This is a genomic window from Phenylobacterium sp. NIBR 498073, from assembly GCF_027286305.1.
GTDB lineage: Bacteria > Pseudomonadota > Alphaproteobacteria > Caulobacterales > Caulobacteraceae > Phenylobacterium.
Window position 1 is genome coordinate 354,364 of record NZ_CP114599.1, and the last position, 25,422, is coordinate 379,785.

A 25,422-nucleotide genomic window follows, 5' to 3' on the forward strand; every position below is an offset into this window, starting at 1 on the left:
GCCGGGGGTTGCGATGAGCCTGAAACACTTGATTTGCATCGGCGTTGCAGCGCTCGTGGCCTCGGCGGTCGACGCTTCGGCGTGGGCCAAGCCTCGACCATCGGTGGTGACTAATCCCGATTGGCTGGAACGTCCCAACGGCGACGACGTGTCCGCGCTCTATCCGCCGATCGCCCTTGAGTTCAACATTTCGGGCCGGGCGGCCCTGGTCTGCGCGGTCGATACCTATGGTGCTCTCGAGGATTGCTCGGCCGAGGAGGAGAGCCCCAAGGGGCTTGGCTTCGGATCCGCCGCCGTCGCGCTCGCGCCCAAGTTCCGTATGACGCCTAAGATGGTCGACGGCCGTCCGGTGGTCGGCGGATCGGTTCGTATTCCCATCAACTTCAATGCGCCGAAGCTTGAAGACATCCCGCCTGCGCCGACGCCGCTGTCGGCCGCGGCGACGGATCAGGCGCGGACCCTCGTCGAGCTCCTCTGGAAGGGAAATTCCACGGCATTTCGCATGTGGCGGGACCAACAGGACGTCACCGGCATCGATGTCGATGACGAGACCGAGGCCGCGGCCAATAAGGCCTTCGACGAGACGGCTCCGGCCTACCAGGACCACATCCTGACCAACATGCCGGCGTATTACGCGGCCGAACTGCAAGCCGATGAGATCGAGACGATTATCAGGTTCTTCCGGTCGGCGGCCGGCAAGAAGATTGTTGCGCTGAGCCCCTTCGAACTCACCGAGAGCCGCCAGGACGAGGCGCAGAACCTCCGCGACCTATCAGCTCAGCAGGCCCGGGACGAATTTTGTCTCGACCATCCATGCAGTCCGTTCCCGGACTCCAAGACTCTGCGGCAGGCCGACGAAACCTGGCAGCCCGACATCATCGACCCGGACATGGGGGAGGCGGCCAGCGCCGAGCAGATCTGGGCCGCGTTCCCGCTCGTGCCCAAAAGGCTTAGGATTTCGGGCTGGAGCACGCTGGTGTGCAAGGTCGGCGCTCTTGGGTTGCTCGAGGATTGCGCCGTGGCCATCGAGCAGCCCGCAGGCCTCGGCTTTGGCGCGGCGGCGCTTTCACTCGCGCCTCGATACCGGTTGGCGCCGGCCGTCATGGCTTATGGCGCGCACCGAAGCAGCGTCGCCGTGCCGATTCTGTTCGAGATCCAGACGCGAGTGGTGACGGAGCCCTTGCCGGCGCCTGAGACCTCCGCCATGGCCGTGGCCAGGCGGCTGGTCGCGCTGGACGCCCAGACGTGGCCGAGCTTCGAGGCGGATGCGACAAATCTCCTGGCCGTCGACGAGGCCAGTTTGGGGCCGGGGGTCAAGCGCGACGCCATCGTCGCCCTGCGCCGCAGCCAAGAGACCTGGCGGCGACACACCATGGAGCTCGAGGCCGCCGTCTACACGGACAGATATACCGAAACCGAACTGCGCCAACTCCTGGCCTTCAGGGAGAGCTCAGCAGGCGGGAAGTGGAGCGGTTCAAATTTTTACGAGAAGCTCACCCCGGTGTTCAGCGGCGCGGCGGTCGTGGCGCAGAAGCGAGCTCGCGCGCAGTTCTGTAGTTCGCGCGACTGCGAGAGGCAGCCGGCGTCAGGCGCCGGCCGCTAGCGCCGCGGGTCCTAGACCCGCAGCGGCATCAGCACGTACTGGACGTCGGCGTCGATGGGATCGATCACCAGGGCTGGGTCGTTCGGGCCGCCGAAGCGGAACTCGGCGGTCTCGCCGGCGATCTGGTCGGTGACGTCGAGCAGGTAGCGGGCGTTGAACGACAGCTCGAAGGCCTCGCCGTTGTAGTCGACCTCCAGCTCCTCGACCGCCTGGCCGGCTTCCATGTTGCGGACGGTCAGGATGATCCGGCCCGGCTCGATGGCCATGCGCACTGAGCGGCTCTTCTCGGCCGAGATGGTGGCGACGCGGTCGACCGCCTTGGCGAACAGCTTGTTGTCGACCAGCATGATACGGTCGTTGCCCTGCGGGATCACGCGGCTGTAGTCGGGGAACGAGCCGTCGATGACTTTCGAGGTCAAGGCCGCGCCGTTGAAGTCCAGGCGGATCTTCTGGGGGCTGACCTGCAGGTCGACGTTCTCGCCGGCGTCTTCAAGCAGGCGGCGGGCCTCGCCGATGGTCTTGCGCGGGACGATGACGCCGGGGGTTCCGGCCGAGCCCTCGGGGGCGATCATCTCGGCCAGGGCCAGGCGGTGGCCGTCGGTGGCCACGGCGCGCAGCTTCTGGACGCCATTGTCCACCACGGTGTGCAGGTAGAGGCCGTTCAGGTAGTAGCGGGTCTCTTCGGTCGAGATCGCAAAGCGGGTCTTGTCGATCAGCCGGATCAGGTCGCCGACGTCGACGCCGACGCGGCTGGAGAGGCCGTCCGACGACATCACCGGGAAGTCGCCGGCCGGCAGCACCGGCAGGTTGAATCGCGAGCGGCCGGCGGCCACGGTCAGGCGCGGGTCCTCGCCGGTGAACGACAGCGAGACGTCGGCGCCCTCGGGCAGCTTGCGGACGATCTCGTAGAGGGTGTGGGCCGGGGCGGTGATCTGGCCCGGCTGATCGACCTGGGCCAGCGCCTCGTCGATGATCTCCATGTCGAGGTCGGTGGCTGAGAAGGTCAGCCGGTCGCGCTCCGCCGACAGGAGGACGTTTGACAGGATCGGGATGGTGTTGCGGCGCTCGACCGCGCTCTGCACGTGACCCAGCGCCTTCATCAGCGCCGCCCGTTCAATCGTAAGCTTCATGTTCCGGTCCGAATCTCTCCAAGCGCCGACGCAGGCCGCGCCGCCGCCCCCTGTGCTGGAGGGACTTGGGACATTAGCCGAAATGCGGCCGGGTTAAAGGGGGCGAAACCATCAGAACGGGGGAAACCCTTCAGGCGTTGGCGATATCGAAGCGCACGGCCGAACGGCCGAAGTCGACCGAGACGGTTTCGAACTGGGTCAGCAGGTCGATGCCGATCATGATCGTCGGGGTCTCGTGCAGGTCCCAGAGCTTGAAGATCGGCATGTCGGAGAACACCACCGGCACGTTGCCCAGGTTCAGGCCGCCGAGCCGGATGAACGGCAGGTAGAGCTGCTCGCCGCTGAACCGCTCGCCGGCGATGGAGATCAACCCGACATGCGTGGCGCGCTGGGCGGCGGTGGGGTCGATCTTCGTGATCAGCCGCCGGAGCGCGGCGTTGCCCAGCGAGAACTGCGAGCCGGAATCGATCATCGCGCTGATCGCCCGGCCGCTGATATCGGCATCGACGATGGTCAGCTGGCCGGACTTGCGGCGGGCCGGCACCACGACCTTGCCCTTGGCGCTGGCCTCCTGCCGCGACTTGGTGATTTCCAAGGTGTTGCCGGCGAATCCCATGACCAGCCGCTGGCCCTTCAGCCAGTCGATTCCGAGCACCCCGTCGATGTCGAAGGAGGACATCGGCAGCACCGGCGCCTGGACCTTCTTGCGCACGCGGTTCCCGATTTCGAGCCGGTCGAGCACGACGCTGGGCCGTCCGCGGCGGCCGACGATGGTGTGCACCTGCAGCTCGCGTCCGGCCGGCAGGGCGAGCTTGCCGGCCAGCTCGGACGACACGCAGGAGACGTTGGCGCCGGTGTCGACCATGAAGCGATAGGGCCCCAGGCCGTTGATCGTCACCGGGGCGGTGATGTGCTCGAAAAGCTGCCGGGTGATGGCGATGGAGGTGGGTTCATCGTCAGGTTCTACAGCCGGCGCCTCAGGAACCTGCCCGAAGACGGGCGGCGCGGCGAACAACAGGCCCCCGGCGGCGGCGAGCCTGCCGAGCGCAAGGCGGCGAGTCTGCGACCCGACCAGCACGTTCTGCTCCCTGATGTTCCGGCGAAGCCTACGCCCGACGCGAGAAACCGTCAATTTTTCTAGAGACTTAGCGCCGCCCCAGGGTTGTGGCGGGCGAGACGGGCGCTGCACCCCAAGGATGGGACGGGCGCGGCGCACCGCCAACCGCCGTCGCCTGGCCGCGCACGGGCTATCGGCAGCCATCGGCACGCGCTGCGCAAACCTGCCGATGGGGTCCAGCAACCTGCCGCCGGGCGGAGATCCTCAGGCCGCCGCGGTCAGGCCCTCGTAGGCGGCGGCGATCAGGGCGACGTCGCGCGGGTCGCCGATCAGGTCGGTCCCCATGCGGTTCATCGTGTAGGCGAGCGCCGCCTTGCGCCCAGGATCGACCATGGCGAACGAGCCGCCCCAACCGGAATGGCCGAAGGTCGCCGCCGAGGGGCCGTAGAGCCCGTCGGTGTTGAGCAGGAAGCCGGCGCCCCAGCGGGCCGGCACGCCGAGCACCTCGTCGACGCCGCTGATCCGCAGCTGCGTCGCCTGGGCCAGGGTCTGCGGCGACAGCAGCCGGCCGGCCGCCACCTCGCCGAACAGCCGGGCCAGCGAGCGGGCGTTGGAAAAGCCGTTGGCCGAGACCAGTTCGCAGGCGCGCCAGGCGGCGGTGTTCGGCAGCAGCGGCTCGATGACCGGATTGGTGTAGGCCGCGACCTGCGAGGGGTTGAGGTCGGCGGCCATGTTCGAGGTCGCCAGCTCGGGCGGGGCGATCATCTCGGCGCGGCGCGCCTCCTGCGAGGCCGGCAGGCCGAGGCTGAGGTCGAGGCCGAGCGGACCGGCGAGCTCCTCGGCGATGAAGGCGGTCAGGCTGCGGCCCTCGATGCGGCGGAACAGCTCGCCGGCCAGCACGCCGATCGAGATGGCGTGGTAACCGGAGCGCGAGCCGGGCGGCCACAGCGGCTCCGTGGCGGCGAGCCGGGCGGCGGCGGTCTCCAGGTCGTAGAAGTCCTCGACCACGGCCGGATCACGGAAGCTGCACAACCCGGCCTGGTGCGACAGCAGCATGGCGATGGTGACGCCGTCCTTGCCGTGGGCGGCGAACTGCGGCCACCAGCGGGCGACGGGGTCGTCGTAGGCGCAGGCGCCGCGCTCGACCAGCATGGCGAAGCAGAGCGCGCCCACCGCCTTGGTCGTCGACCAGACGTTGACCACCGAGTCGGCGGCCCAGGGGCGGGTCCCGGCGGCGTCGAGGCTGCCGGCCCAGAGGTCGACGACGGGACGTCCGTCGATCACCAGCGAGAGGGCCGCGCCGACGTCGCCGCGCTCAGCGAAGTTGCGTTCGAACTCGGCCGCGAGGGCGGCGAAGGCGGGGTCGGCGGAGCCGTGGATCTGGATGCTCATTGGAAAGCCTTGGAGACGGTGAGACCGAAGGTGCGCGGGGCGCCGTAGACACGGAACCCGAAGCCGAGGGGCAGGTTGTTCACGCCCTGGGTGACGTATTCCTCGTCGGCGAGGTTCTTGCCCCAGACGGCGATTTCCCAGTTGCCCGGCAGGGCGACGCTGGCGCGGGCGTTCCACACCCAATAGGCGTCGGTGGCGATCAGCGGGTCGTTGAGCGCGTCCTTGAACATGTCGTCGGCGTAGCGGCCGTCGACCTGCAGGCGGCCGGTGGCGTCCTCTCCGAGATCGAAGCTGTAGGCGGCCGAGAGCGTGAAGCTGACCTCCGGCGCGTCGGGGAGCTTGTTGCCCTTGGGCACGTCGCCGGCCGAGGAGGCGAAGCCGCCGAGCTCGGTGTGCAGCAGGCCAAGGCCGGCGACCAGGTCGAGGCCGGGCAGGGCGGCCGGCGACCAGGTCGCATCGAGGTCGAGGCCGTAGATCGAGGCCTCGTCGACATTGCCCAGCCGCTGGATCGGCAGGCCGCCCGAGGTGTCGCGGATGAAGGTCTGCACGTCGGAATAGTCGTAGAAGAAGGCGCTGGCCGACCAGGCGAGGCCAAGCTCGGGCAGCCGCTGTTTCACCCCGACCTCGTAGTCGATCAGGGTCTCGGGCTCGTAGGGCTGGAGCTGGGCGGTGGTGGTGGCCACGCCCGAGAAGAAGCCGCCGCTTTTCACCCCCTGGCTGATCGAGCCGTAGACCAGGGTCAGCGGGTCCGGTTTCCAGTTCAGGCCGAGCTTCCAGGACCAGTTGGTGTCGTCGATGGTCGTGTCGATGAAGGCGAGCGTCACCGGGTCGGCGCCGCAGGGGACCATGGAGAGGAAGCTGGCCGGGCAGTTCGGGACCAGGTCGAGGTCGCCGCCGACATTGGCCTTTTCCTCCCAGGTGTAGCGTAGGCCGGCGACCAGGCTGAGGCCCTCGGCGAAGCGCCATTCGAGGTTGCCGAAGGCGGCGGCCGACTTGGCGGTCTGGTCGGTAAAGGTCAGGAGCTTGGTGTTGAACAGGTCCTGCAGCGAACCGTCATAGGTCATCTTCACCCGGTCGCGGGAGGCGAAGACGCCGACGATCCAGTCCGCCTGTTCGTTGGTCCCGGAGAGCCGCAGCTCCTGGGAGACCTGGCTGATCTTGTCGCGTTCGACGAAGTCGGTCTGGCGATAGGGGCCGCCGTCGGTGTCGGCGCCCCACTGGCGCTTGAAGTCGACATAGCCGGTGATCGAGGTCAGATCGGCCCAGCCGAGGTCGGCGGTCAGCCGCACGGTGGCTGCGCGTTGGTCGACGTCGTAGGTCGGGTCGACCGACCAGGCGCCGGCGAAGGGGGCGCCGTCAGCGTCGGTGTAGCCCTGGAAGTCCATGCAGGCGGGCGAGCCGGGGCAGATCAGGCCGGCCGGCGCGCCGGGCGGGGTCAGGGCGCCGAAGAACTCCGGACCGCCGACTTCGGAGCGGCCCTTCTGGACCTCGAGCTTTACCAGGACCTCGAGGTCCTCGGTGGCGGCCCACAGCGCCTGGGCGCGGGCCAGCCCGACCTCGCGGCGGCCGATGTCGCGGCCGAGCAGGCGGTTGTCGAAGAAGCCCTCGTCCTGCTTCACCGCCTTGCCGGCGAAACGCAGGGCGAAGCTGTCGGAAACCGGCAGGTTGACCATGCCCTCGATCTCGGCGGTCTGATAATCGCCGTAGCCGACGGCCAGGCGGCCGGTGGTTCCGCCGAAGCTCGGCTTGGCGGTGACGATGTTGATCGCGCCGGCGGTGGAGTTGCGGCCGTAGAGCGTGCCCTGCGGCCCCTTGAGCGCCTCCATCCGCTCCAGGTCGAAGAGGTCGAAGTTCATCAGCGCCAGCGAGCTTAAGTAGACCTCGTCGACATAGACGCCGGCGCTGGGATTGTTGGTCGCCGAGAAGTCGTTGAGGCCGACGCCGCGGATGGTCACCACCGGCAGCACGCCGGGCATGTTCTCCTTGATGTCGACGTTGGGGGTGAAGGCGACGAGGTCGCTGACCTGGGCCACGCGGCGGTCGGCCAGCTCCTGGGCGCCGACCACGGCGACGTTCAGGCCGACGTCGAGGGTGTCCTGGGTCCGCTTCTGGGCGGTGACGGTGACCGCCTCGATCTCGACCGGATCGGCGGCCTTTGCGGCCCCCGCGCTCATCGCCAGGACCGCGGCCCCGGCCAGCAGCCGCGCGCGCATGCGTCCGCAATCGCTCATCGTTTTCCTCCCCGCAGATCGGCGTCGCTCGTTGGCGGGCCGTTTTTCGACACTTGAGTTTGGCGGGATAACGACACGACCAAATCGAGCCGTCAAGAAACTTCGACACTTGCGTATGTCTGATGTACGGATTGACGAAGAGCGGCGGAGGCGCGACGAACGGCCGATGACGGGCGCTGGCGATCAGGGGGGCGGCAAACCGGCGCGAAAGCGCGCGGCCAAGCGCGACCTGCTGTTCGCCGAGGCGGCCCGCGAGATCAACGCCATGGGCGCCGGCGGCATCGTGATCAACGACGTGGCCGAGCGCGTCGGCCTGTCGCGCAACGCCCTCTACTACTATGTCGCCGACCGCGCCGACCTGGTGTTCGGCGCCTATCAGCGGGCCTGCGAGGCGAACGCCGACGACCTGGCGGCCGCGGCCGAGGCCAGCTGGGATCCCCGCGAGCGGCTGCGCGCGCTGGTCGAGGCGCAGCTGGCCTATGAGCGGCCGCCGCAGGCGGTGCTGAGCGACGTCGACTTCCTGCCCGACGCCCAGCGGCGGGTGATCCGCGAGCTGCAGGCGCGCAACGTGGCGCGGCTGCGCGGCTGGCTGGAGGACGGAGCCGCGGCTGGGATTCTGCGGCCCTGCAACAGCGAGATCGCCGCCCAGGCCCTGATCGGGATGATCTCGTGGGGACGGCTGTCGGCCGGCTGGCTCGGCTATCGCGACGGGCGCGCGGCGCGTCGCCGGATCGCCGGGGCCATCGTCGAGCTGATGCTGAACGGGTTCGCCGCCGGGCCGCGCGAGACGCCGCTATGCGCCCTGGACATCGAGGCGCTGACCGCGCGCTCGTTCAACGCCTTCGACCGTCAGCAGACCAACGAGATCAAGATCGCCCAGCTGATCGCGGCGGCTTCGCGGCTGTTCAACCAGCGCGGCATCGACGGCGCCTCGCTCGACGACATCGGGGCCGAGGTCGGGGCGACCAAGGGCGCAGTCTACCACTATTTCGACGACAAGGCCGACCTGGTGACCCGCTGCTACCGGCGCGCCTTCGAGCTCTACGACCTGATCATGGACACCGCCGTCGAGCAGGGCCGCGACGGCTTCGACAAGGCGCTGATCGCCCTGCACCTGAACGTCCAGGCCCAGGCCGGGCCGGCCTCGCCGCTGATGCTGCAGCCGGGACGGCTGGCCCTGGCCGAAGGCGACCGGGCGGCCTTCGAGCGCGCCAGCCAGCGGCTGCGTATGACCTCGAACCGCAGTCTGCGCCAGGGAATCGCCGACGGCTCGGTGCGGCCCTGCGACTGCGTGTTCGTCGGCGAGGTCTCGGCCGGGATCTTCCTCTGGCTGCCGAAATGGCTGCCGGCCGACTACCCGCTCAGCCCGCGGCAGATCGCCGACGAGGTCTGCGACGTGATCGCGTACGGATTGGCGACGCGGTAGGGGGGCGGCGGTTTCCGTTAGCGACCCTTGTCGGACATGCGCTCGGCTCTAGCGTGAGACCTTTTCAAATGAGACGGCGATCCGGCCGACGCTCCCCGACGACCTCAACACTCGCGCCTTCTCGTTGTAGCGAATGACTAGGCTGGTCGGAGAGGTCCATCGCATTTCCGCCCATGGACCACCCCAAGGGGCCTCAGCGGCAGCGCCATGGTCATCGTCGGCGATGAACGCGCTCCCCGGCCCAGACGGCTGCTCCCCTCGCGTCGCCACAGAAATCTGCGTCGAGAAGCCCGTCGTGGCGCCGCAATCACGCTGAAACAGCGTGGCGCGGGCCGCTCCTCCTGGAGCGGCGACCTCGGAAACGACTTGGTTGCTGCAAGCATCCACGCCGCATCCCGATAGCAACAATCCGAAAAGCAGGACGGAAGCGATCGACAGCTTGGCCATGCTTCAGCCTAGCGTGCGAACGTCCGGAAGCCACCCCTCGACGACGTTTGAGACGTCTGCTCTCGGGCGCGGCGCCCTATGTCCGTTGTCGGGACTGAAGCCTACGACTGGAATCGACCCCTGGCCGACCTAGCAGCGGAAGAAGCGATACGCGGCCTCGTCATCGAACGCGCCGACCTCGGCCCAAGCCGGCAGGAACTTGACGGGCCAAGGGAGCGCCTTCGCACAAGCAAGGCATAGCTGCTGATAGTCAGCCCAGAACCGCACGAAGCCATCGAAGCCGCGCCATCCGCTTTGTTCGGCCACGGGCGTCGATTCCACATAGGCGATGAGCTTCTCCATCCAGGCTGCACCACGCCTTGCGGCGACGAAATTCGCGTAGTGGTCTTCTGGCGCCTTCACCTCGAACATCAACAGCCGAGGCCTTGCCGCGCCAACAGCGTCGGCCCAGACAGCCAGGTAGTCCGATATTTCGGCCTCCGATCGAGCGTTGGCGAACATGAACCGGACGCTGTTCTGGAACGCCGATCCTTCCAAGATCAGAACGCCGGCTTCGGTCTGGATGAAGTTTCGGAAAGCATGGATGCAGAGGTCCGAAAAATCGGGCTCCTTGGCTTTCTTTCGGAGTGTTGCCGGCAAGACCGGATGGTCCCTTGATTCCTCCAGCCACCAGCGCGACGGCAATCCGTCGATCGAGCAACGAGCGTTCAAGCGCTCGGCCGCCGAGGTTTTCCCCGAGCCTGGAAGGCCTTCGATGAGCCAAAGTTGCGGATCGGCGGTCACCATCGCCGTCGCATACTGGCGACCGAGACGTCCGGTTTCCACCCCATCTCAGACTCTCGCGGTGTCCGCTTCTTGACGCCGGGCCGAGCCGCCTCGGCGCGCCTCCTGGGGTGCTCGTATAGGGTTTAGTCCTGATTGACGCTCCCGTTGGTTGCGAGCTACGCCGGAACGACTCAGTCGTCGCGTAACCCTCTTGCATTGGGAGAGTGACATGATCGGCTCGCGCATCGGCCTCGTCGCCGCGCTGGTTGCGGGATCGGGCTTGGCTTTTGTCGGCCAGGCCCTCCGCGCCCAGGCCGCTGAATATGTGGCGGACGTCGTCATCAGCACCGACAGCATCCGCTGCGGATACTTCGCGAACAATCAGCAGTGCTTCGGTTTCACGCGCTTTGTCGGCGGTGATTGGAACATCGCCGCCGGCGACACCCTGAAGATGAGCGTGGAATTCGAGGATCGCTTTTACGTGCCGGGCTCAAGCGAAGGCAATTTCGTGAGCGTGCTTGCTGTTGACGCCACGTCCGTCCTGGGCGGCGGAGGACCGGGCGACAACCACTACCAGGGCCAGCTCACGATGGGCGGCTATGCCGGGCCGCCCAATCCGTTGGCGGGAACCTATGAGTTTACGTCCATGGACGCCTTCGGGGCCGGCGGCGGCTTTTGCTGCGGCTATGGCGTGCCGAACGGCGGCTATTCGCTCACCGGCATGGATGCTTCGGTCCTGGCCTTGAGCGACGGCCTCCGGCCGCTGGTCGGCATCGCCGCGGGCTACTCGGTGGTGCTGCCGGCGACGCCGGCGACGATCGACAATCTGCAGGGCGGTTCGCCGGACGCGCCGGTCATCCTGCCGCCCGGAGGGGTGGGAAAGATCACCGGAAACATCGCCGGGCCCTATTCCGCCGAGTCGTTCTACGGCTTCACCTGGGGCGGCGGAACGTTCGAGACGATTGCGACGATCGTCGGCGCCGATGCCGGGGCGTCGTTCACGTTCAAGCTGATCAACAGATCGGGGGAGGTGCTCTACAAGCCTGTCCTCATCGAAGACAACCAGTTCAGCGCGACGATCAGGGAGTCCTTCCTGCCCGAGGGCGTCTACCGCATTGGCCTGACGACGACGGGCCTCAAGGATCCGAGCTTTGCGATCGACTTCCGGACCCCGGTCAACTTCTGGCCGGCCTCGGCGGTGCCGGAGCCGGCGACCTGGGCGATGCTGATCACCGGCTTTGGCCTGGTCGGCGCGGCGCTGCGTCAACAGCGACTGCGCGTCGCCTACGCGCCGAGGCGATGAACCGCGCGACGATTACGTGACCCTGCGGGCGCCGCAGCAGATCGCCGCCTGGGCCGAGGGCCAGGCGGCGATCTTGGGGGGCGGTCGCCGGAAGCCGGCCGGCTTCCGGCGACGCTGGCTCAGGAACCGCCGGTCGCGCCGAACTGCAGCGTGTCCATGACCTTCTCGAGGTTGAAGCTTCCGGCCCGCTGGGCCGGCGGGAACTCCTTCAGGGTTTCGAGATACTCGCCGATGATGTCCTGGCACGGCACCAGGATGAACGCGCGGTCGAGATACCAGTCCCAGTAGGTGTTCGAGGTGATGTCGGCGAACTCGTAGGGGTCGGTGCGCAGGTTGTAGAGCTTGGGAATGCGGCCGGTGACGAACGGCCGGCCCCAGATTTCCAGGGTGCCCTCGACCTTCTGCTCCATGAACACGACTTTCCAGTTGTCCATGCGCAGCCCGGCCACTTCGCCTTCGTCGGTGAAATAGATGAAACCCTTGCGCGGGCTCTTCTCGCCCTTGGTCAGGTGGCCGACCAGGCTGTCGCCGTCGAGGTGGGACTTGAACGTCTTGCCGCCCAGGGTGGCGCCCTTCTTGAGGTCCTCCTTGATCGAGCCGGCGCCCGCCATCTCGGCGAAGGTCGGCAGCCAATCGAGGTGCGAGACGATGTCGTTCGAGACCGAGCCCGCGGGGATCTTGCCGGGCCAGCGCACCATGGCCGGCACCCGGTAGGCGCCTTCCCAGCTGGTGTTCTTTTCCGACCGGAACGGCGTCGTGCCCGCATCCGGCCACGAGTTGCAGTGCGGGCCGTTGTCGGTCGAGTACATGACGAAGGTGTCGTCGGCGATTCCGAGTTCGTCCACGAGGTCGAGCAGCACGCCGATCGCCTTGTCGTGGTCGATCATCACGTCATGGTATTCGCTCTGCCAGCGTCCGGCCTGCCCGCGGCTCGAGGGCTTGGGGTGGGTGCGGAAGTGCATGTGGGTGGTGTTGAACCAGACGAAGAACGGCACGCCGGCCTTCACCTGCGCGCGAATGAAGGCGACCGCCTTTTCGGTCACTTCGTCGTCGATCGTCTCCATGCGCTTCTTGGTCAGCGGGCCGGTGTCCTCGATCGACTGGCCGCCCTTGCCGTCGGCCTTGCAGTGCAGCACGCCGCGCGGGCCGAAGCGCTTGCGGAAGTTGGGGAATTCCTTGGGGTCCGGATAGTCGGGGTTCTCCGGCTCTTCCTCGGCGTTCAGGTGGTAGAGGTTGCCGAAGAACTCGTCGAAGCCATGCATCGTCGGCAACTGCTCGTCGCGGTCGCCGAGGTGGTTCTTGCCGAACTGGCCGGTGGCGTAGCCCTGGGTCTTGAGCACGGTGGCGATGGTCGGGATCGAGTCCTTCATCCCCTCCTTGGCGCCGGGCATGCCGACCTTGGTGAGGCCGGTGCGAAGCCCGCCCTGGCCGGTGATGAAGCTGGCGCGGCCGGCCGTGCAGCTCTGCTCGGCGTAGTAGTCGGTGAACACCATGCCTTCATTGGCGACGCGGTCGATGTTGGGCGTTCGGTAGCCCATCATGCCCTTGGTGAAGCAACTGAGGTTCGACTGACCGATATCGTCGCCCCACATGACCAGAATGTTGGGTTTTTTCGCCACGGCAATTCTCCTCGCCCGCAAGACCAGGGCGGGATTTTCGCGTCCGGCGCGGCGGGCCGACATCGGGCTTTACCCGCGTCCTGCGAGGCGAATGTCTGGAGGGCGCGCGGCTGGGCTCAGGCCGTCGCCGGCGCCAGGTCGAGGCGGGCGGCGGCGAGGGCCAGCAGCGCCATGGCGGCGGCGGCGATCCAGAGGGCCCCGGGGCCGAGCCGTTGGAAGGCCAGGGCGCCGAGGGCGGCGCCGGCGACGAGGCCCAGCCACAGCAGCAGGTGCGGCGCCCAGCCGAAGCGATCGCCGCCCATCAGCGCCGCAGTGATCGCCTTGCCGAGCTTGACCAGGGCGCCGGTCATGTAGGTCAGGCCGAAGCGGACCTCGCCGTCCTGGGCGAAGACGGTGTTCTCCGCCCCCATGGCGAAGGCGAGGACCAGGATGGCGGCCGGCAGGGGCGCAAGCGCGGCGAGCGTGGCGGCCAGCGCCAGGACGAGGCTGACGAAGGCCAGCACCGCCGGCCCGCGCCGGGCCCCGGCCTTGCGGCCGAGGAAGGCTCCGGTCGAGACCCCGGCCACGAAGGCGGCGATCAGGGCGAACGCCAGGCCTGCATAGCCCGCGCCCTCGGCCAGGCCCACCGCCAGGCGGGTGGAGTTGCCGCTCATGAAGGAGACGAAGAAGCCGCCGGTCAGCAGGAAGCCGACGGCGTCCACGTAGCCGGCCACGGCCGAAAGGCCGCTGGCCAGCAGTCGAACCCGGCTGCTCAGACGAATCAGTTCGCCCCCTCCCGCTTAGCCAGTCAGGCCTTGGTGTCGACCGAGCCGCCGGCCTCGCCGTCGCCCACGGCGTAGGGATTGGCGGACGGGGCCGGCTCGGCGGCGGGCGGCAGGTCGGCGCCCGAACCCTTGGCGGCGACCACGACCATGGCCGGGCGGATCAGCCGGCCGAGCAGCTCGTAGCCCGGCTGCAGCACTTGGATGACGCCGCCGGCGGCGACGTCGGGGGCGGGCTGCTCCATCATCGCCTGATGCTGGTGCGGGTCGAACTTCTCGCCCTTCGGCGGGTCGATCTTCTTCAGGCCGTTGTTCTCGAAGGCGCTCAACAGCGACTTCTGGGTCATCTCCATGCCGACCACGAAGTTCTTGACCGCCGGGTCGTCGACCGGCGCGGCCAGGGCGCGGTCGAGGGTGTCGGCGACGGTCAGCAGGTCGCGGCCGAACTTCTGGATCGCGAAGGCGCGGGCGTCGTTGGCCTCGCGCTCGGCCCGGCGCTTGGAATTCTCCGCGTCGGCGGCGACGCGCAGCATCTGGTCCTTCAGGGCCTGAACCTCGGCCTTCAGGGCGATGATCTCGTCGACGGCGGCGTCGGCGACGTCGTTGAATTCTTCGGCCGGCGTTTGATCGTCGGACATCTTGTATTCCTCTAAGCGTTCGTCACCTGGGACAGCACGCGGGCGGTATAGTCCACCAGCGGGATGACCCGGGCATAGTTTAGACGGGCGGGACCGATCACGCCGATCGCGCCCAGCACCTTTTGCCGGCCCGTCATATAGGGCGCGGCGATGACGGCGGAACCCGAAAGGGAAAAGAGTCGCGTTTCGGCGCCGATGTAGATGCGCACGCCCTGGGCGTCCCGCACGTCGTCGAGCAAACCGATCAGCTGCTCCTTTTGTTCGAGGTCGTCGAACAGCATGCGCACGCGTTCGAGGTCGTCGAGGGTCTCGCGGTCGCCCAGCAGGTTGGCGCGGCCGCGGACGATCAGGGCGCGGTCGGCGCCGTCGCCGCCGCTCCAGGCGGCCATGCCGTCCTCGACCAGCCGGGCGGCGGCCTCGTTGAGCTGACGGCGGGCGGCCTCCAGCTCGCGGCGGATCTCCAGCCCCGCCTCGCCCAGGGTGCGGCCGCGCAGTCGGGCGTTCATGAAGTTCGAGGCCTCCTGCAGCGAGGAGGGGGTGACGCCGGCGGCCAGCCGCATCAGCCGGTTCTCGACCACGCCGTCCTCGAACACCATCACCGCCAGGGCCTGGTCGGCGGAGAGGGCGACGAACTCGACGTGTTTGACGCCGGCGTCCCGCACTGGGGTGACGACGATGCCGGCCCCGCCGGCGAGGCCCGAGAGGATGGCCGAGGCCTCGTTCAAGGCCTCCTCGAAGTTGCGGCCCTTGGCCGAGAGCCGGGCCTCGATGTTGCGGCGGTCCTCCTCGGCGACGTCGCCGACCTCGAGCAGGCCGTCGACGAACAGCCGCAGGCCGGCATGGGTCGGCACCCGGCCGGCGCTGACATGCGGCGCGCCGAGCAGGCCGAGCTGGGTCAGGTCCTGCATGGTGTTGCGGATCGAGGCCGGCGACAGGTGCACGCCGCCCTTGGAGAGGGTGCGCGAGCCGACCGGCTCGCCGGTCTCCAGGTAGCTCTCCACGACGCGGCGGAAGATCTCGCGGGCGCGCTCGTCGAGTTCGCCGAGCGAAGGCCCGGAGGAAAGCAGCGGGTTGGTCACCACGGGCGGCGGTGCTCGGTCTGGGCCATGGACGGAACCTCTTTCATCTAGGATAAGCCGCCGGACGCAAGACGCCAGACCCATCCGTTTTTCCAATAGCCCGCAGGACCGCCATGCGCCCCTCCGACCGCACCCCCGACATGCTTCGCACCGTGACCCTGGAGACCGGGGTCAACCGTTATGCCGAGGGCTCGTGCCTGGTCAGCTTCGGCCACACCAAGGTGCTGGTCACCGCCAGCGTCGAGGAGCGAGTGCCCGGCTTCATGCGCGGCCGCGGCGTCGGCTGGGTGACGGCCGAGTACGGCATGCTGCCGCGCGCGACCCATACCCGCGGTCGCCGCGAGGCCTCGGAGGGCAAGCAGTCGGGCCGCACCCAGGAAATCCAGCGGCTGATCGGCCGCTCGATGCGCGCGGTTGTCGATCCGGCGGCGCTGGGCGAGCGGCAGATCTCGATCGATTGCGACGTGATCCAGGCCGACGGCGGCACCCGCACGGCGGCGATCACGGGCGCCTGGGTGGCCCTGCGGATGGCCACGCAGTACCTGCTGGACGAGGGCGTGATCGCCAAGGACCCGATCGTCGACCAGGTCGCGGCGGTGTCGTGCGGCGTCTACAACAACACCCCGGTGCTGGACCTGGAATACGAAGAGGACTCCAACGCCGAGGCCGACGCGAACTTCGTGCTGACCGGCAAGGGCGACATCGTCGAGATCCAGGCGACCGGCGAGAAGCGCGGCTTCACCCAGGACGAGTTCGAGCAGCTGTTCAACCTGGCCCGCAAGGGCATCGGCGAGCTGTGCGAGGCCCAGCGCGCGGCGACCGGGAAGTAGCCGCATTTCATCGTGTCATCCCGATTTGCGAAGCAAGACCGGGATCCATGAACACCGGATGGGGCGGGTGCGCCTCAGCCGAGCTTCATCCTGCATCATTCGCGCGAATGGGTCCCGGACAAGCGCTGCGCGCTTTCCGGGATGACACTTGAGTGCGCCCCAAAACGAAAAACCCCGCCCCGGGGAGGACGGGGCGGGGTTCTCGTATCTAGACGGGCGGCTGGGGGAGGAGGGGCGCCGCGACGCGTCTAGAGGCCGTTCAGCAGATAGCGGAACGACGATGCCGGCATGCGCGCAAGTTCGCGGGCGAAGGGGCCCAGCATCCAGTCGATGACGCGTTCGATAGCGTTAGCCATGCCCATCTCCTTTGTGTGCGGCGCAGCAAATTGTTGCAATGCAAATAGGGAGGTCTTGGCGGCTATGCAATGGGTGCGGGGTGGTTTTTTGCATACCCAAGCCAAAATGAGGGCATGTTCGACCGTTGGGGGCGGAAATGTCGCACCTGTTCCAGGCGGGCTCGGCGGCAATGGCGCCGCTCGTGAGAATTTCCGCGCGGGCAAACGCGGCCTTCTGGCCGGGGAGCAGGGGCGGGGTGGACGTCGACATGTCGGCCGACTGCCGTCGCTCAGCTGCCGGCGCGAGGACGGTTCGGGATCGCACAGCGACGGCTATGCGGCAGGCGCCACCTGTCGCGGCGAGCGCGGGTAGCTAGGGCTTCGGCGGCCACTCGGCGGTGTCGTGGTCGGGATGCTGGTAAGAGACGATGCTGGCCAGGTGGGCGGCGGCCCGCGGTTCGTCGTCGGCGTGGACCGGCAGGGCCGCGAGCCCGGCGAAATACGGCAGCTCGGCCGACGAGGCGAGCTGCACGCGGGGCGCGGTCTCGGCCGGGCGATCGAGGGCGCCGATGGACAGGCCCACATCGCCGTCGTCGTACTCATAAGTCAGCGGCGTGCCGCAGTCGCCGCAGAAGCCGCGGGCGACCTTGTTCGAACTCTGGAAATGCTTGAGCCGGCCGCGGGTCCAGACCACGGCCTGGCGGGGCGCGCCGACATAGGGCCCGAAGAAGCCGCCGGTCGCCTTCTGGCACATCCGGCAATGGCAGATCGAGGCGTCGCCGAGTTCGCCGTCGACGCGGAAGCGTATGGCGCCGCACTGGCATCCGCCGGTGATGTTCGTCGTCATGTCCGCGTCTCCGCACGCCCAGGCGGGTGATGCTACCCGTTTGACGAGCGGGCGGTAGAGCCGATTTTCCGAGGCCGCGGCGACGGCGAACCGGCCTTTGCCCGATGCGGGTCCGGGTCTAGTCTGACGGCCGGGGGCTAAGGGAAGAAAGCCATGAGTGACGCTGTCGGCCCTGGCGACCTGGTTCTCTGCGTCAACGCCGCCCCAAACCATGTCACGGGAAGGCCGGTGCCCCTGCAGGCCGGCGAAACCTACCGGGTGATCGCGGTCATGGAGTTCGCCTGCCCATGCGGACGGTCCGACGCCCTGCTCGACGTCGGCATCGACTTCGCCTGGTGCCAGACGCGTTTCCGGCTGCTGCCCAAGCCCAAGGCGCAGGCCCGGACGCGGCGGGTTTCGGCGCCCAAGGAGACCGAGCCGGTCGGCTGAACCTCAGCCGAGGCGGACCGGAGCCTGCGGCGCGCTGGTCCAGAACTCCGGATCGTGGCCGTGCGCGCGCCGCGGGCCTGTGTTCGGCGTGCCGGTGGAGGCGCGCGCGAAATAGGACGTCAGAGGTCTTCCGGCGGCGTCTTCCGGCGCCGGGGGCGCTCGCGCATCACGCCGGGATAGCCCTTGAGCGGGGAGAGCGGGGCGCCGTCGTAGATCCAGTCGGCCTGTTCGGTCAGGCCGAGGTGATAGCGCGGCTCGCGGCCGGTGCGGGTGGCGAACACGCCGCGCGGAATATTGACCATCTTCGGCGAGCGCGGCCGCTCGTATAGCATCGGCGTGCCGCAGCGGGCGCAGAAGCTGCGCGCGACGCCAGTCTCCGGGTCTTCGTAGCGGGTGAGGAGCTCCTCGCCTTCCAGCAGCCGCAGGCGCGAGCGCCAGGAGCCGACATAGGTGGCGTAGGCCCCGCCGTGGGCGCGGCGGCCCGCCTGCGAATGATCGTGCCAAGCCCAGACGGCGGGGACGTCGATCTCCAGGCGGACGGCGCCGCAGGCGCAGGCGCCTTGCGATTGGGCGGCGGAGCGTTTGGCCTCTTGCGGCATCTGGGTTCTCGCGGCGGCGGCGCCGGAGCCTAGCGCATGGGGCGATGGCGTGCGGGACTATCTGGCGGCGACGGGTTTGGGCGCGGCCAGCCCCCTCAGCAGGGCGTGGATGGCCACGATCGCCCCCGCCATCTCGCAGAGCTCCTCGAGAATGATCAGGCGGGTCCAGGTCAGGCCCGTGTGGCCGATGGAGGCGATCCAGCCCCGGTGGACGGCCGAGCTGACGGTTTCGAAGCCCAGCGACCCGACCAGGAACAGGAGGCCCGCGAGGATCAGGCACGCGGCGACGTCGCGCCGGATCCGCAGGAGGAACGGCACGAGCAGGGCCGCAACCGACGCGGCCAGCATGCCCGCCACCACAACCCAGTTGTAGTAGAAGGAGTCTGCGACGCCCCTCGCTTCCTGCAGGAGGTCGCCGGTCGGGTCCAGAATGCGTTCGTGAAGCGAGGCGCCTTCGTCGAACGACAACAAGAGGAAGACGCCGCCGAGCAGGGCCCAAGACCAGCGGACGATCGCATCGCGGCCAAGCTCTCGGTGGGCGGCGGCCAGCGCCAGACCGCCGGCCATCGCCCACAGCAAGGCCGAATACCAGGTCGGGACGTTGTTCTCGCTGTCCAGGTCGAAGAGCTGGAACAGCAGTCGGGACATCTCCGAGCCGCCGGGCGCGACGCCGTAAGGATTGAGGCGATGCGTCGCGACATAGGCGCCGCCGAGCAGCAGGGCGACCAGCAGCAGCCGGATCGGAAAGCCGTAAACGGACACGCGAATGTCGGGAATGCGCGCGCTTGGACGTGTCGCTGCGCGCCAAACCGGCCCTTTTCGCTGAAGGTCGTAACGACCTTCGTCTCTTGCCTCGACGACCATGGTCCTAGCCGTGGGCCGGCTGCTTGGGCGCGCTCGTCAGCATGCTCGGTTCTGCTGTCCTGACGGGACTGGGCGAGAGGGCCAGCGCCCACAGCAGGGCGTGCACCGCGAGGATGGCGCCGATCATCTCGAGCACCTCCTCGACGAAGATGAGGCGATGCCAGCTGATGCGGAACATTTCGGTGGAGGCTATCCAGCCGGCTTCGTAGGAGGAGCCGATGGTCTCGATGGCCAGGGATCCCGACAGGAACACGCCGGCCGCGAGGATCAGACGTGCCGCGACGCCTCTGGGAATCCGCAGCATGAACGGAATGAACAGGCCGGCCACCAGGATAACCGCGAGCATCCCCATCGGGGCCCAGCTGTAATAGAAGGAATCGGCCAAGCCGAACGATCGCTTGATGGTGTCCCCGGCCAGGCCCAGCAGCCGTTCGTGCAGCGATCCGACTTCATCCAGCGAAAGCAGAAGGAAGACGCCGCCGAGCAGGAACCACGACCAGCGCATGACGGAGTCGGAGCTGAACTCGCGGCGTGACGCGACCATCGCCAGACCGGCGGCCATCGCCCAGACCAGGGCGGTGAACCAGGTCGGGACGTTGTTCTCGCCGTTGAGGTCGAACAGCTCGAACAGCAGTCGGGAGGCTTCGGAACAGCCGGGTTCTATACCGTAGGGATTAATCTTATGCGCCACGACATAGGCGACGCCCAGCGCGAACGCGACCAGCAACAGGCGGATCGGGAAGCCGTAAGGCGATAGGCTAAAGGCCGGAATACGGGCTCCGCCGCCCTCTGCTGCGTCCAACTGCTTCCCCCACTGATAGTTCCGTAGTGTTCAGCACACGGATTGCCGCAATATTATTCGGCGGGGGGCGGACTTCAACCCCACGAATTGTGTTGAGTGTGGGGTTTCTCTCAGGACGTGTGTTTTGCCCTGGACTTGGCGACGGCCGGGTTGCTTAGAAGGCCGCAGGCAACGAGAGACCCGAGTATGAGCCGCTTCTGGAGCGACCTGACCCATCAGCTGAAGCCCTATGTGCCGGGCGAGCAGCCGAAGATCGCGGACCTCGTCAAGCTGAACACCAACGAGAGCCCGACCGGTCCGTCCCCCAGGGCGATGGCGGCGATCGCGGCCGAGGCGGCGGATACCCTGCGGCTCTATCCGGACCCTGAGGCCCGCGCCCTGCGCGAGACCCTGGCCCGCTACCACGGGGTCAGCCCGGAGCAAGTGTTCGTCGGCAACGGCTCGGACGAAGTGCTGGCCCACGCCTTCGCCGCGCTCCTGAAGCGCGAGGCGCCGCTGCTGTTTCCCGACATCACCTACAGCTTCTATCCGGTCTATTGCGGGCTCTATTCCATCGCCTACGAGACCGTGCCGCTGGACGATCAGATGGCGGTTCGGGTCGAGGACTATCGCAGGCCGGCCGGGGCGATCATCCTGCCCAACCCCAACGCCCCGACCGGGGTGGCCCTGAGCCGCGCGCAGATCAAGCAGCTGCTGGACGAACACCCGGACGTGCCGGTGGTGATCGACGAGGCCTATGTCGATTTCGGCGCCGAGAGCGCCATCCCGCTGGTCGCCGAGCATCCGAACCTGCTGGTCGTGCAGACCATGTCGAAGTCGCGGGCGCTGGCTGGCCTGCGGGTCGGCTATGCGATCGGCGATGCGGCGCTGATCGAGGGGCTGGTGCGGGTCAAGGACAGCTTCAACTCCTATCCGCTGGGCCGGCCGGCCCAGGCCGGGGCCATCGCCTCGGTCGAGGACGACGCGTTCTTCCGGGCGTCGTGCGCGGCGGTGATCGCCGAGCGCGGCCGGCTGACCGCGGGGCTGGAGGCGCTGGGCTTTGCGGTGCTGCCCTCGAGCGCCAACTTCGTGTTCGCCCGGCACGGGGCGCGCGGCGGGGCGGAACTGGCCGCGGCGCTGCGCGAGCGGGCGGTGATCGTGCGCCACTTCGGGGCGGCGCGGACCGCCGACTACCTGCGGATCACGGTCGGAACCCCGGCGCAGACGCGGCGGCTGCTGGACGCCCTGGGGGAAATCCTCGGCTAGCGCCTGCGGCGAGGGGGGGCCTAAGTTGGCCCCATGAGATGGAGCCGGGTGCTGGCGGGCGTCTATGCGGCGCTGTGCCTTGGAGCGTTGGCGCTGATCCCGATCAGCTCGCGCGGCTGGTTCGGGGCCCCCCCGGACCCGCTGGCCGGCGTGCTGGCGATCGTGCTGGCCATGCCCTGGAGCTTCGCCCTGCAATGGCTGCACGGCGGGCCGTGGCCCGGGATGCTGGTGGTGCTGGCCGGGATGGCGGCCAATGTCGGGGTGATCCTCTGGCTCGGCCGGGGCTCGCGCCGGCGGCTTTAGGCCGCGACCACCTCCGCCTTCAGGAACTCGGCCAGATCGCCGCCGGTGAAGTGCAGGGCGCGGACGCCGGCGCGGGCGGCGGCTTCGAGGTCGGAGTGCTTGTCGCCGACCATCAGCGAGCGCGACAGGTCGACCGGCCATTCCGAAATCGCGCGCAGCAGCATGCCAGGGTTGGGCTTGCGGTCCGGCGGATCGGGATGACGGTAGACGTCGACCTGGGCCTCGGGATGCTGCGGGCAGTAGTAGTAGGCGTCGATGCGGGCGCCGACCTCGCTCAGGCTCTCGCTCATCTTGGCGTGCAGGGCGATGACGTCGTCCTCGGCGTAGTAGCCGCGGCCGACCCCGGACTGGTTGGTGACCACGAACACCCACCAGCCGGCGGCGTTGAAGGCGGCCACCGCCTCGCGGGCGCCGGGAATCCAGTGGAAGTCCTCCCAGCGGTGCACGTAGCCGGGGTCCTCGTTCAGGACGCCGTCGCGGTCGAGAAACAGGGCGGGTCGGGGGATACTCATCGGGGCGTGCTCACTGGACCCTTTCTGGTTCAGGTGGAGGCGCCTGAACCAGACAAAAGGGTCCATCCTCATATTTTTAGAGCGTGACGGGCGCTTCAACCGGTGTCCACTTGAAGCTGTCACGCTCTAGTTTCGCCATCCTATAGCCAAAGACTTGGGGCCCTGCGCGTGGTTTCGCCATGGCCGCGCACCGGTCTATGGTCGGCGCCTGTTTTTGATCCGAGGTCGCGTTGGCCGAGCCAGTCCTTTCCATCGACGATCTGAAGATCGACTTCAAAACCCACGACGGGATCGTCAGCGCGGTGCGCGGCGTCTCCTTGAGCGTCGCGCGCGGCGAGGTGCTGGGGGTGGTCGGCGAGAGCGGTTCGGGCAAGAGCCAGACCTTCATGGCCGCCATGGGCCTGCTGGCCGCCAACGGCAAGGCCAGCGGCTCGATCCGGTTCAAGGGCCAGGAGCTGCTGGGGCTGAAACCGCGGGCGCTGAACAAGATCCGCGGCTCGAAGATGACGATGATCTTCCAGGACCCGCTGACGGCGCTGACGCCGCACGTGCGGATCGGCGAGCAGATCGCCGAGCCTCTGCGGCTGCACCTGGGGATGAGCGACGCGGCGGCCAAGGCCAAGGCGCTGGAGTGGCTGAAGTACGTGCGCATCCCCGAGGCGGCGCGTCGGATGAACCAGTACCCGCACGAGCTGTCGGGCGGCATGCGCCAGCGGGTGATGATCGCCGCGGCCATGGCCTGTTCGCCTGAGCTGCTGATCGCCGACGAGCCGACCACCGCGCTGGACGTCACGGTGCAGGCCGAGATCCTCGACCTGATGGCCGAGCTCGGCCGCGAGACCGGCACGGCGATGGTGCTGATCACCCACGACATGGGGGTGATCGCGCGGCTGGCCGACCGGGTCTGCGTGATGAAGGATGGGGCCTATGTCGAGGAGGGCGAGGCCAGGGCCTTGTTCGCCGCGCCGAAGGACCCTTACACCCAGGCGCTGCTGGCGGCGATCCCGCGGCTGGACCGCGCGGGCCGCGGCGGACGTCCGACCCTCGATCCGGTTTCGGCCGACGCCCCGGTGGTGGTCGAGGCGCAGGACATCGAGGTCCACTTCCCGGTCCACCAGGGGATGTTCGGAACCAAGGCCATGCTGCGCGCCGTCGACGGAGTGTCGTTCAAGGTGCGCCAGGGCGAGACCCTGGGCGTGGTCGGCGAGAGCGGCTGCGGCAAGTCCACCCTGTCGCGGGCGGTGCTGAACCTGATCCCGGCGACCGGCGGGACGGTGAGCGTGCTGGGCCGCGACATCACCCACGCCGACCGCGAGGCGATGCGCGCCGCCCGCCGCGACCTGCAGATCGTGTTCCAGGATCCGCTGGCCAGCCTCGACCCGCGCATGACCATCGGCGATTCCATCGCCGAGCCGCTGAGCGTGTTCCGCCCCGAGCTGAAGGGCGCGGCGCGCGAGGCGCAGGTGCGGGCGATGATGGAGCGGGCGGGGCTCTCGACGGCGCTGATCAACCGCTATCCGCATGAGCTGTCGGGCGGCCAGAACCAGCGGGTCGGGATCGCCCGGGCGATGATCCTGGAGCCGAAGCTGGTGATCTGCGACGAGGCGGTGTCGGCGCTCGACGTCTCGATCCGCGCCCAGATCATCGACCTGCTGATCGAGCTGCAGAAGCAGATGGGCATGGCGATGATCTTCATCAGCCACGACCTGGCGGTGGTGCGCGAGATCAGCCACCGGGTGATGGTGCTGTACCTGGGCCGGGTGATGGAGGAGGCGAGCGGCGAGCAGCTCTATGCCGACCCGCAGCACCCCTACACCAAGGCCCTGCTGTCGGCGGCGCCGATCCCCGATCCGGCGCGCGAGCGCAGCCGGGCGCGGATCAAGGTGACCGGCGAGCCGCCCTCGCCGATGGATCCCAGGAGCGCGCTGCGCTTCCTGCCTTCCAGGCTGACGGCGGAGGGACCGGTGTATGTTCCGCAGCTGAAGGAAGTGGCCCCCGGCCACCTCGTCAGCGAGTACGACCCGGCATGAGCGGGAGTACGTGTCATCCCGGCTGCAGCTTAGCGGAATGCCGGGCTTGCAGCCGAAACCGGGATGACGCCTGGGGGATGACGAACGCGGCGGGAGTTGCAGCATGACCACCAAGATCATTCCCGTGCTGATGTCGGGCGGGGCCGGGACGCGGCTGTGGCCGCTGTCGCGGACCGGGCGGCCCAAGCAGTTCCACCGGCTGGGCGGGGAGCACAGCCTGATTCAGGACACGGCGCTGCGGCTGACCGGCGCGGGCTTCGCCGCTCCGGTGGTGGTCTGCGCGGCGGCGCACGCCGACCTGGCGCGCGAGCAGCTGCAGGCGGTGGGGATCACGCCGCAGGCGCTGATCACCGAACCGGCCCCGCGCAACACCGCCCCGGCCTCGGTGGCGGCCGCCGCGTTCGGGGCGCAGATCGACCCGCAGGCGCTGATGGTGCTGATGCACGCCGACAACCTGGTGGCCGACGTCGCGGCCCTGCATGGCGCGATCGAGGCCGGGCGGGCGGCTGCGGAGGCCGGTGAGATCGTGCTGCTGGGCCTGAAGCCCACCGGCCCCTCGACGCTCTACGGCTATATCCAGGCCAAGGGCGACGGCGCGGTGCGCAAGGTGGCGCGGTTCGTCGAGAAGCCGGATCTTGCGACAGCCCAGCAGTTCGTGGCCGATCCCAACTTCACCTGGAACGGCGGGATGTTCCTGTTCAAGGCCGGGGCGTTCCTGGACGAGGCGCGGCGGCTGGCCCCCGAGGTCACGGCGGCGGCGCAGGCGGCGGTCGAGGGCGCGGCGCGGGCGGGCGACCTGGTGGCGCTGTCGCCGGCGTTCCTTGAGGCGCCGAGCATCGCCATCGACGTGGCGGTGATGGAGAAGACCGACCGCGCCAGCGTGGTCGAGGCCGATATCGGCTGGGCCGACGTCGGCAACTGGGGCGCGCTCTGGGAGTTGTCGGACAAGACCGGGCGCGGCGACGCCCTGGAGGGCGAGGTGGTGGCGGTCGAGACCAAGGACTGCCTGGCCCGCACCGACGGGCCGGTGGTGGTGCTGGCCGGGGTCGAAGACCTGGTGGTCGTGGTCGAGGACGGAGTGGTGCTGGTCACCCGCCGCGACGCTCCCGCCGCCGTGCGGGCCGGGGTCGAGGCGCTGAAGTCCGGCGGGCGCGGCGACCTGCTCTAGCTGAAGG

General features: G+C 68.6%; 24 protein-coding genes. 9 read left to right on the forward strand and 15 right to left on the reverse strand.

From position 1 onward, the window contains the following. Positions 1–13: 13 nt before the first annotated feature. Positions 14–1,603 carry a TonB family protein gene (locus O4N75_RS01810; protein WP_269627693.1) on the forward strand — a complete coding sequence of 530 codons (1,590 nt, stop codon included), beginning with the start codon at positions 14–16 and terminating at the stop codon, positions 1,601–1,603. 11 nt (positions 1,604–1,614) lie between these two features. Here the strand turns inward: O4N75_RS01810 and dnaN are convergent, their stop codons facing one another. From dnaN to O4N75_RS01830, 4 genes are all read right to left on the reverse strand, one after another. Further along, positions 1,615–2,733 carry a DNA polymerase III subunit beta gene (gene dnaN / locus O4N75_RS01815; RefSeq protein WP_269627694.1) on the reverse strand — a complete coding sequence of 373 codons (1,119 nt, stop codon included), beginning with the start codon at positions 2,731–2,733 and terminating at the stop codon, positions 1,615–1,617. 130 nt (positions 2,734–2,863) lie between these two features. After that, complete coding sequence (locus tag O4N75_RS01820; protein ID WP_269627695.1) at positions 2,864–3,811, reverse strand: retroviral-like aspartic protease family protein; 948 nt, start codon at positions 3,809–3,811, stop codon at positions 2,864–2,866. A gap of 243 nt (positions 3,812–4,054) precedes the next feature. Then, positions 4,055–5,182, reverse strand: coding sequence for a serine hydrolase domain-containing protein (locus tag O4N75_RS01825; RefSeq protein ID WP_269627696.1), 1,128 nt, complete (start codon positions 5,180–5,182; stop codon positions 4,055–4,057). Next, complete coding sequence (locus tag O4N75_RS01830) at positions 5,179–7,413, reverse strand: TonB-dependent receptor (RefSeq protein ID WP_269627697.1); 2,235 nt, start codon at positions 7,411–7,413, stop codon at positions 5,179–5,181. The genes O4N75_RS01825 and O4N75_RS01830 overlap by 4 nt, the downstream gene beginning before the upstream one ends. A 166-nt stretch (positions 7,414–7,579) precedes the next feature. Here O4N75_RS01830 and O4N75_RS01835 point away from each other — a divergent pair, with 166 nt between their 5' ends. Then, positions 7,580–8,839 carry a TetR family transcriptional regulator gene (locus O4N75_RS01835; protein WP_269627698.1) on the forward strand — a complete coding sequence of 420 codons (1,260 nt, stop codon included), beginning with the start codon at positions 7,580–7,582 and terminating at the stop codon, positions 8,837–8,839. A 48-nt stretch (positions 8,840–8,887) separates the two neighbouring features. On the opposite strand, the gene O4N75_RS01840 is transcribed toward O4N75_RS01835, so the two are convergent. After that, on the reverse strand, positions 8,888–9,286 hold the full coding sequence (locus O4N75_RS01840; protein ID WP_269627699.1) for a hypothetical protein: 399 nt from the start codon (positions 9,284–9,286) through the stop codon (positions 8,888–8,890). Positions 9,287–9,415: 129 nt separating this feature from the next. Further along, positions 9,416–10,072 carry a hypothetical protein gene (locus O4N75_RS01845; protein ID WP_269627700.1) on the reverse strand — a complete coding sequence of 219 codons (657 nt, stop codon included), beginning with the start codon at positions 10,070–10,072 and terminating at the stop codon, positions 9,416–9,418. Positions 10,073–10,280: 208 nt separating this feature from the next. On the opposite strand from O4N75_RS01845, the gene O4N75_RS01850 reads away from it, so the two are divergent. After that, positions 10,281–11,354 carry a PEPxxWA-CTERM sorting domain-containing protein gene (locus O4N75_RS01850; protein WP_269627701.1) on the forward strand — a complete coding sequence of 358 codons (1,074 nt, stop codon included), beginning with the start codon at positions 10,281–10,283 and terminating at the stop codon, positions 11,352–11,354. Between the two features lie 119 nt (positions 11,355–11,473). Here the strand turns inward: O4N75_RS01850 and O4N75_RS01855 are convergent, their stop codons facing one another. The 4 genes from O4N75_RS01855 to hrcA all read right to left on the reverse strand — a co-directional run bounded on the left by O4N75_RS01855 (position 11,474) and on the right by hrcA (position 15,454). Continuing rightward, positions 11,474–12,973, reverse strand: a complete 1,500-nt coding sequence (locus O4N75_RS01855; protein ID WP_269627702.1) for an arylsulfatase — start codon at positions 12,971–12,973, stop codon at positions 11,474–11,476. A 116-nt stretch (positions 12,974–13,089) separates the two neighbouring features. Continuing rightward, complete coding sequence (locus O4N75_RS01860; protein ID WP_269627703.1) at positions 13,090–13,686, reverse strand: DUF1275 family protein; 597 nt, start codon at positions 13,684–13,686, stop codon at positions 13,090–13,092. Positions 13,687–13,760: 74 nt separating this feature from the next. After that, entirely contained in the window at positions 13,761–14,372 is a 612-nt protein-coding gene (gene grpE / locus O4N75_RS01865; protein ID WP_269627704.1) for a nucleotide exchange factor GrpE, read from the reverse strand. A gap of 11 nt (positions 14,373–14,383) precedes the next feature. Then, positions 14,384–15,454 carry a heat-inducible transcriptional repressor HrcA gene (hrcA, locus tag O4N75_RS01870; protein WP_269627705.1) on the reverse strand — a complete coding sequence of 357 codons (1,071 nt, stop codon included), beginning with the start codon at positions 15,452–15,454 and terminating at the stop codon, positions 14,384–14,386. Positions 15,455–15,564: 110 nt separating this feature from the next. On the opposite strand from hrcA, the gene rph reads away from it, so the two are divergent. Next, positions 15,565–16,281: a ribonuclease PH gene (rph, locus tag O4N75_RS01875; RefSeq protein WP_269627706.1), complete on the forward strand. Its 717-nt coding sequence runs from the start codon at positions 15,565–15,567 to the stop codon at positions 16,279–16,281. Between the two features lie 708 nt (positions 16,282–16,989). On the opposite strand, the gene O4N75_RS01880 is transcribed toward rph, so the two are convergent. Further along, the gene (locus tag O4N75_RS01880) at positions 16,990–17,463 is read right to left on the reverse strand and encodes a GFA family protein (RefSeq protein WP_269627707.1); all 474 of its coding nucleotides are present in this window, start codon (positions 17,461–17,463) and stop codon (positions 16,990–16,992) included. Positions 17,464–17,616: 153 nt separating this feature from the next. Between O4N75_RS01880 and O4N75_RS01885 the strand changes: the two genes are divergently transcribed. Further along, complete coding sequence (locus O4N75_RS01885) at positions 17,617–17,892, forward strand: hypothetical protein (protein ID WP_267231965.1); 276 nt, start codon at positions 17,617–17,619, stop codon at positions 17,890–17,892. A 119-nt stretch (positions 17,893–18,011) separates the two neighbouring features. On the opposite strand, the gene O4N75_RS01890 is transcribed toward O4N75_RS01885, so the two are convergent. Genes O4N75_RS01890 through O4N75_RS01900 form a run of 3 tightly spaced genes read right to left on the reverse strand, consistent with a single transcriptional unit; the run spans position 18,012 to position 20,157 of the window. Then, positions 18,012–18,491 (reverse strand): GFA family protein, encoded by a 480-nt coding sequence (locus O4N75_RS01890; RefSeq protein WP_269627708.1) that lies wholly within the window; start codon positions 18,489–18,491, stop codon positions 18,012–18,014. A 57-nt stretch (positions 18,492–18,548) separates the two neighbouring features. Beyond that, positions 18,549–19,355 carry a hypothetical protein gene (locus tag O4N75_RS01895; RefSeq protein WP_269627709.1) on the reverse strand — a complete coding sequence of 269 codons (807 nt, stop codon included), beginning with the start codon at positions 19,353–19,355 and terminating at the stop codon, positions 18,549–18,551. A 4-nt stretch (positions 19,356–19,359) separates the two neighbouring features. Then, positions 19,360–20,157 carry a hypothetical protein gene (locus O4N75_RS01900; protein ID WP_269627710.1) on the reverse strand — a complete coding sequence of 266 codons (798 nt, stop codon included), beginning with the start codon at positions 20,155–20,157 and terminating at the stop codon, positions 19,360–19,362. 186 nt (positions 20,158–20,343) lie between these two features. On the opposite strand from O4N75_RS01900, the gene hisC reads away from it, so the two are divergent. Further along, complete coding sequence (gene hisC / locus O4N75_RS01905; RefSeq protein ID WP_269627711.1) at positions 20,344–21,402, forward strand: histidinol-phosphate transaminase; 1,059 nt, start codon at positions 20,344–20,346, stop codon at positions 21,400–21,402. 33 nt (positions 21,403–21,435) lie between these two features. Beyond that, the gene (locus O4N75_RS01910) at positions 21,436–21,705 is read left to right on the forward strand and encodes a hypothetical protein (protein ID WP_269627712.1); all 270 of its coding nucleotides are present in this window, start codon (positions 21,436–21,438) and stop codon (positions 21,703–21,705) included. On the opposite strand, the gene O4N75_RS01915 is transcribed toward O4N75_RS01910, so the two are convergent. After that, positions 21,702–22,217 carry an HAD family hydrolase gene (locus O4N75_RS01915; protein ID WP_269627713.1) on the reverse strand — a complete coding sequence of 172 codons (516 nt, stop codon included), beginning with the start codon at positions 22,215–22,217 and terminating at the stop codon, positions 21,702–21,704. The genes O4N75_RS01910 and O4N75_RS01915 overlap by 4 nt on opposite strands. A 230-nt stretch (positions 22,218–22,447) precedes the next feature. On the opposite strand from O4N75_RS01915, the gene O4N75_RS01920 reads away from it, so the two are divergent. Together O4N75_RS01920 and O4N75_RS01925 are read left to right on the forward strand one after the other, a co-directional pair. Beyond that, positions 22,448–24,247: a dipeptide ABC transporter ATP-binding protein gene (locus O4N75_RS01920; protein ID WP_269627714.1), complete on the forward strand. Its 1,800-nt coding sequence runs from the start codon at positions 22,448–22,450 to the stop codon at positions 24,245–24,247. A gap of 103 nt (positions 24,248–24,350) precedes the next feature. Then, entirely contained in the window at positions 24,351–25,415 is a 1,065-nt protein-coding gene (locus O4N75_RS01925) for a sugar phosphate nucleotidyltransferase (RefSeq protein WP_269627715.1), read from the forward strand. Positions 25,416–25,422: the final 7 nt, after the last annotated feature.